The 5,688-nt window shown below is 61.6% G+C and carries 6 protein-coding genes, 1 pseudogene and 1 riboswitch; of the genes and pseudogenes, 4 read left to right on the forward strand and 3 right to left on the reverse strand.

Going from position 1 to position 5,688, the window contains the following annotated elements; all coding sequences use genetic code 11:
• Positions 1-1,359, forward strand: a 1,359-nt coding sequence (locus EN994_RS15355) for an alpha-glucosidase (protein ID WP_127307627.1), incomplete at its 5' end; no start/stop codon positions are given.
• Between the two features lie 24 nt (positions 1,360-1,383).
• Positions 1,384-2,496, forward strand: a complete 1,113-nt coding sequence (ugpC, locus tag EN994_RS15360) for a sn-glycerol-3-phosphate ABC transporter ATP-binding protein UgpC (RefSeq protein WP_063169811.1) — start codon at positions 1,384-1,386, stop codon at positions 2,494-2,496.
• A gap of 79 nt (positions 2,497-2,575) precedes the next feature.
• On the opposite strand, the gene EN994_RS15365 is transcribed toward ugpC, so the two are convergent.
• The 3 genes from EN994_RS15365 to EN994_RS15375 all read right to left on the reverse strand — a co-directional run bounded on the left by EN994_RS15365 (position 2,576) and on the right by EN994_RS15375 (position 3,368).
• Complete coding sequence (locus EN994_RS15365; protein ID WP_013528266.1) at positions 2,576-2,821, reverse strand: DUF680 domain-containing protein; 246 nt, start codon at positions 2,819-2,821, stop codon at positions 2,576-2,578.
• A 69-nt stretch (positions 2,822-2,890) separates the two neighbouring features.
• Entirely contained in the window at positions 2,891-3,091 is a 201-nt protein-coding gene (locus EN994_RS15370; RefSeq protein WP_013528267.1) for a DUF680 domain-containing protein, read from the reverse strand.
• 79 nt (positions 3,092-3,170) lie between these two features.
• Positions 3,171-3,368 carry a DUF680 domain-containing protein gene (locus EN994_RS15375; protein ID WP_013528268.1) on the reverse strand — a complete coding sequence of 66 codons (198 nt, stop codon included), beginning with the start codon at positions 3,366-3,368 and terminating at the stop codon, positions 3,171-3,173.
• A 511-nt stretch (positions 3,369-3,879) separates the two neighbouring features.
• Positions 3,880-4,082: riboswitch (cobalamin riboswitch) on the forward strand.
• 114 nt (positions 4,083-4,196) lie between these two features.
• On the opposite strand from EN994_RS15375, the gene EN994_RS15380 reads away from it, so the two are divergent.
• Positions 4,197-5,444: an aromatic ring-hydroxylating dioxygenase subunit alpha gene (locus EN994_RS15380; RefSeq protein ID WP_063169810.1), complete on the forward strand. Its 1,248-nt coding sequence runs from the start codon at positions 4,197-4,199 to the stop codon at positions 5,442-5,444.
• 25 nt (positions 5,445-5,469) lie between these two features.
• Positions 5,470-5,688 (forward strand): annotated as a pseudogene (locus EN994_RS15385) (hybrid-cluster NAD(P)-dependent oxidoreductase); the annotation flags it as partial.

Genomic DNA, 5,688 nt, shown 5'->3' on the forward strand with positions numbered 1-5,688 from the left:
CACAGGTTGGGCTTGAAGGTGATGATCGACGAGGTGCTGTCGCACACCGCCGACAACCACCCGTGGTTCAAGGAAAGCCGGTCGAGCCGCAGCAACCCGAAAGCCGACTGGTACGTCTGGGCAGACGCCAGGCCGGACGGCACGCCGCCCAACAACTGGCTGTCGATCTTCGGCGGCTCGGCCTGGCAATGGGACACCAGCCGCCAGCAATATTACATGCACAATTTTCTGGCCGAGCAGCCCGACCTCAACTTCCACAACCACGAGGTTCAGGACGCGTTGCTCGACGTCACCCGCTTCTGGCTGGAGCGCGGCGTCGATGGTTTCCGGCTCGACACCATCAATTTCTACTTCCACAGCCAGGGCTGGGAAAACAACCCGCCGCTGCCGCCGGAAGAGCGCAACGACCAGACCGCGCCGGCGGTCAACCCCTACAACTACCAGGACCATCTCTACGACAAGAGCCGGCCCGAGAATCTCGGCTTCCTCGAACGGTTCCGTGCCCTGCTCGATGAATATCCGGCAACCGCAGCGGTCGGCGAGGTCGGCGATTCGCAGCGTGGGCTTGAAGTGGTGGCCGCCTACACCGCCGGCGGCAAGCGCGTGCACATGTGCTACTCCTTCGATTTCCTGGCGCCGGAAAAGATCAGCGCGGGCAAGGTCCGCTCGGTGCTGGAATCCTTCGGCAAGGTCGCCAGCGATGGCTGGTCGTGCTGGGCCTTCTCCAACCACGATGTAATGCGCCCGGCCTCGCGCTGGGCCGCCAATGAGCCCGACCCGACCGCCTACCTCAAGGTCATCTCGGCGCTGCTGATGTCCTTGCGCGGTTCGGTCTGCATCTATCAGGGTGAGGAACTTGGGCTCGGCGAGGCCGACCTTCGGTTCGAGGATTTGCAGGATCCCTACGGCATCCGCTTCTGGCCTGAATTCAAGGGCCGCGACGGCTGCCGCACACCGATGGTGTGGGACGGCGGCGCCAAGAATGGCGGCTTCTCCCAGGCAAAACCCTGGCTGCCGGTGCCGGCCAAGCATTTGGCGCAAGCGGTCAATGTCCAGCAGGGCGACGAGGCTTCGCTGCTCGAGCACTACCGGCGCTTTCTCAGCTTCCGGCGTGCCCATCCGGCGCTGGCCAAGGGCGACATCACCTTCATCGAAAGTGAGGGAGATACCGTGGCCTTCACGCGCCGCGCAGGCAACGAGCAGATCGTCTGCGTCTTCAATCTGGGAGCCGGGCGGGCCAAGGTTGACCTTGGCGGCCGATCGCTGCAACCTCTGCCCGGGCACGGATTTTCGGGGCAGGCGAGCAGCGGTTCCATCGAGCTTGGCGGCTACGGCGCCTGGTTCGGGCGTCTCGACTGAATTTCCAATCACTGGAGGAAACCAATGGCCGATGTCACGCTAAGACAAGTGAAGAAGTCCTACGGCAATCTGAACATTCTCCACGGCATCGACCTCGATATTAGGTCGGGCGAGTTCATCGTCTTCGTCGGCCCGTCGGGCTGCGGCAAGTCGACATTGCTGAGGTCGATCGCCGGGCTCGAGGAAATCACCTCCGGCGAACTCAGAATAGCCGGCGAAGTGGTGAACGACGTGCCGCCGTCGAAGCGGGGCATCGCCATGGTGTTCCAGTCCTACGCGCTGTACCCGCACATGACCGTCTACGACAACATGGCGTTCTCGATGAAGATCGGCAAAGAGAACAAGGCCGAGATCGACCGCCGCGTGCGCCAGGCCGCCGAGATCCTGCAGCTGACCAAATATCTCGACCGCCTGCCCAAGGCGATGTCGGGTGGCCAGCGCCAGCGCGTCGCCATCGGCCGCGCCATCGTGCGCAATCCGAAGGTGTTCCTGTTCGACGAGCCGCTTTCGAACCTCGACGCCGCGCTGCGCGTCGCCACCCGCATCGAGATCGCCAAGCTCAAGGAATCGATGCCCAACACGACCATGATCTACGTTACCCACGACCAGGTCGAGGCGATGACGCTGGCCGACCGCATCGTGGTGCTCAAGGACGGCCATATCGAGCAGGTCGGCACGCCGATGGACCTCTACAAGAAGCCCGGCAATCTGTTCGTTGCCCAGTTCATCGGCTCGCCGGCCATGAACATCCTGCCGGCGACCATCGAAAAGACCGGAAACCCGACCGTCGTCAGCCATGTCGGCGGACGCAAGGCGACCGTGCCGATTGCGACGCCGGCTTCGGCAAAGGGCGCTGCGGTGAGCTTTGGCGTGCGGCCGGAGGACCTGATCATCGCCAGCGGCGCGGACTATCTGTTCGAGGGGACGGTCGACTATGTCGAGCAACTCGGCGAGGTGCAGCTTGTCTATGTCGACATCGGCCGCGCCGATCTGCCGCTGGTGACCAAGCTGCCCGGCAATGTCGAGGTCAAGCGCGGCTCGACATTGCGGCTGAGCGCCAATGGCGAGGACCTGCATATCTTCGACGCGGATGGACGTTCTTTCGCGTTGCATGAAGTGGAAGCAAAGGCGGCTTAACCGCAATTACCGTGTCAGGCACAAAAAAGAGCGGCGGGCCGGGCCCGCCGCTCTTTGACTTGGAGATCGACTTCGGTTGTTAGTTGTTGCCGAAGAGGTTGCGGTCGGCACCTTGCGGAGCAGACTTCTGGGTGGTGTCACCCGACGAGTTCAGCAGCTTGTAGACCGGCGAACCGGTGTTGCGTACCGAAGAGGTGCGCGTGCTGTCGACCGAAGTCGTGGCGGCAGGCTGATTGGCACCATTGGAGCCAAAATTGTCGCTGCCGGCGAAGGCACTGCCGGTGATGGCCAGAACGGCGGCGGCAGCAATAAGGATCTTGTTCATTTTAGTCTCCTGAATTCTGGATTTCGCCAGGACGGCAGACACAGCTGCCGTCGGTTGCGAAATTGGTTGTTAGCGACCGAAGAGGTTACGGTCGCTGCCCTGAGCGGGCGTCTGGGCAGCCGGTTCCGAGGTTTTGGTGGAAGCCGTGTACGACTGGTCCACAGCGGCGGCAGGCTGGTTGGGGCCGTTCGAACCGTAGTTGTCGCTGCCCGCGAAAGCGCTGCCGGTGATGGCCAGAACGGCGGCGGCAGCAATGAGGATCTTGTTCATCTTGAATACTCCTGAATGTCTGAATTTCGCCAGGGCGGCGGGCGAGCCCGCCGTCGACCGGGAAACTGGGAATCGGCTGTTAGTTGTTGCCGAAGAGGTTGCGGTCAGCACCCTGGGCAGGCGCCTGAGCAGCCGGTTCCGACTTCTTGGTCGAAGCGGTGTACGAGCTGTCGACAGCAGTGGCTGCCGCGGCGTTGGAACCGTAGTGGTCGCTACCAGCGAAGGCGCTGCCGGAAATGGCCAGAAGGGCTGCGGCAGTGAGAATGATCTTTTTCATTTTTGGTACTCCAGTATCGTCTTTTTTCCGTCCGTCTAGCGGCGTGTCTTGGAAATGAAATCGCGTCGTTCGGACAGCCCCGATGTGGGAGGGCAAGGTCGTCTTTTCCAATCACGAAGTTGTTCCGTGTGGACCATGAATCCACACCTTGAAATTGTGCCAACGGAATCTAGGGATGCATTTTTCTTCTTCATATCAGTGTGTTAGGTGTAGCCACCTGATGGATCACTGACTGTTTCAGAGGCCCAGCGTTCACACCGTCCTGCACGCACCGTCAACAGAAACGAACCGTTCGGTTCGATTTTAGGGCGAACTAATAGTCATTTTTCGAAACCATTAACCTTTTTTGACCCCCCGCGAAGGGTCGGATTCGGGAAGATCGCAGCCGGCAAATGGCCGCCCGGGAGGTGGGATCTCGGCCCGCGACGAGCTGCAGTAGCGTTTCGCATGCCGTGTCGCGCCGCATGGATACGATGTCGTTTTCATGCCGACGGCGCGCCCGCGATCGTGGTTAGATCATACCATCTCAGGTGCCGCTTCGTGACGACGAGGCGGAGAATTGGGAAGCCGGTCAGAATCCGGCGCTGCCCCCGCAACGGTGGTGGAGTTCAAGTCGCAACGGGAGACCACTGGGCAACCGCCTGGGAAGGTGTCGCGATGGTCCGCAAGGACAACTCCAGAGCCCGGAAACCAGCCCGAGATTTTTAGACTCGACTGATCGCGGTGGGCGGTCAAGAGGTGGATAGCGCATGTCCGGCACACAGCCGGCCTGCGCTTCAATCCTTCCTCCGTCACCACCAGTTCAGTCCTTAGGAACGAGGACAGGACATGGATATCCGCAACGACATGCTGAGGCTCCTGAAGGGGCGCCGGCAAGGCTTTTCGCTGGAGCAGCCCTTCTACACCGATCCGGACTACTTCAAGCTCGACATGGAGCTGATCTGGTATCGCGACTGGCTGTTCATCGGCCATGATTGCGAACTGCCGAAGCCGGGCAGCTACATCACCGTGCAGGTCGGCGATTATCCGGTCGTCCTTGTCCGCGACCAGCACGGCAAGATCAACGCCTTCCACAATTCCTGCCGCCATCGCGGCAGCCGCGTGTGCAACACGGAGAAGGGTACCGCGGCAAAGCTCGTCTGCCCGTATCATCAGTGGACCTACGAGCTGGACGGCCGCCTGCTGTTTGCCCGCCAGATGGCCGACGGTTTCGACAAGAGTGATTTCGGCCTGAAGCCGGTCGCCTGCGAGAGCGTCGGCGGCTACATCTTCATCTGCCTGGCCAAGGAACCGGCAGATTTCGCGCCGATGCGGGCGATGATCGAACCCTATCTTTTGCCGCACCGGCTGCGTGAAGCAAAGATCGCCTTCGAGAGCACGATCGTCGAGAAGGGCAACTGGAAGCTGGTCTGGGAAAACAACCGCGAGTGCTACCACTGCGCCGCCAATCATCCCGAGTTGTGCAAGACCTTCCCCGAGGCTCCAACCATAACCGGCGTCCATGGCGCCGACAGCGACCCTGAAATGGTCGCACACTGGGCCAGATGCGAGGCATCAGGCTTGCCGAGCAAATTCCGCATCGATCCGGCAGGGCAGTACCGCGCCACCCGCGCGCCGCTGCTGCGCGATGCCGTCAGCTACACCATGACGGGAAAACGGGCGGTCCAGAAGAACCTGTCCGACAGCGTTTCAACCGACCGCATCGGCTCCTTGCTGCTCTATCACTATCCGACGACCTGGAACCATATCCTCGGCGACCACGCCGTTACCTTCCGCGTGCTGCCGATCAGTGCCACGGAAACCGCAGTGACAACGAAATGGCTCGTCCACAAGGATGCGGTCGAAGGCGTCGACTACGACCTCGCTGAGCTCACCCATGTCTGGACCGAGACCAACGACCAGGACCGCCGCATCGTCGAGGAAAACGCCTTCGGCATCCTGTCGCCGGCCTATGAACCAGGCCCCTATTCGGAGCTGCATGAGGGCGGCGTGATCCAGTTCGTCGAGTGGTACGCGTCGTTCATCGGGCCGCGCCTTGCCGAAGGCGGCCGGCCGGCCCTGCGCAGCGTCGCCTAGCCCAGGGGACAAGAGGATGAATGCGATGACGGACCTTGGCCTCTATCGCCATCTCGACCAGATGACGCCCTGGAACGACAGGCTGCAGGTGCTGGAAGTGATCGGCGTCAGCGACGAAGCGCCTGACGTGAAGACCTTCACCTTCCGCTCCGACAACCAGACCTGGTTCCGCTACAAACCGGGGCAGTTCGTGACTCTGGAACTGCCGACATCGGACGGGCCGCTGATGCGCACCTACACCTGT

It is taken from the genome of Mesorhizobium sp. M7A.F.Ca.CA.002.09.1.1, assembly GCF_003998555.1.
Lineage (GTDB): Bacteria > Pseudomonadota > Alphaproteobacteria > Rhizobiales > Rhizobiaceae > Mesorhizobium > Mesorhizobium ciceri.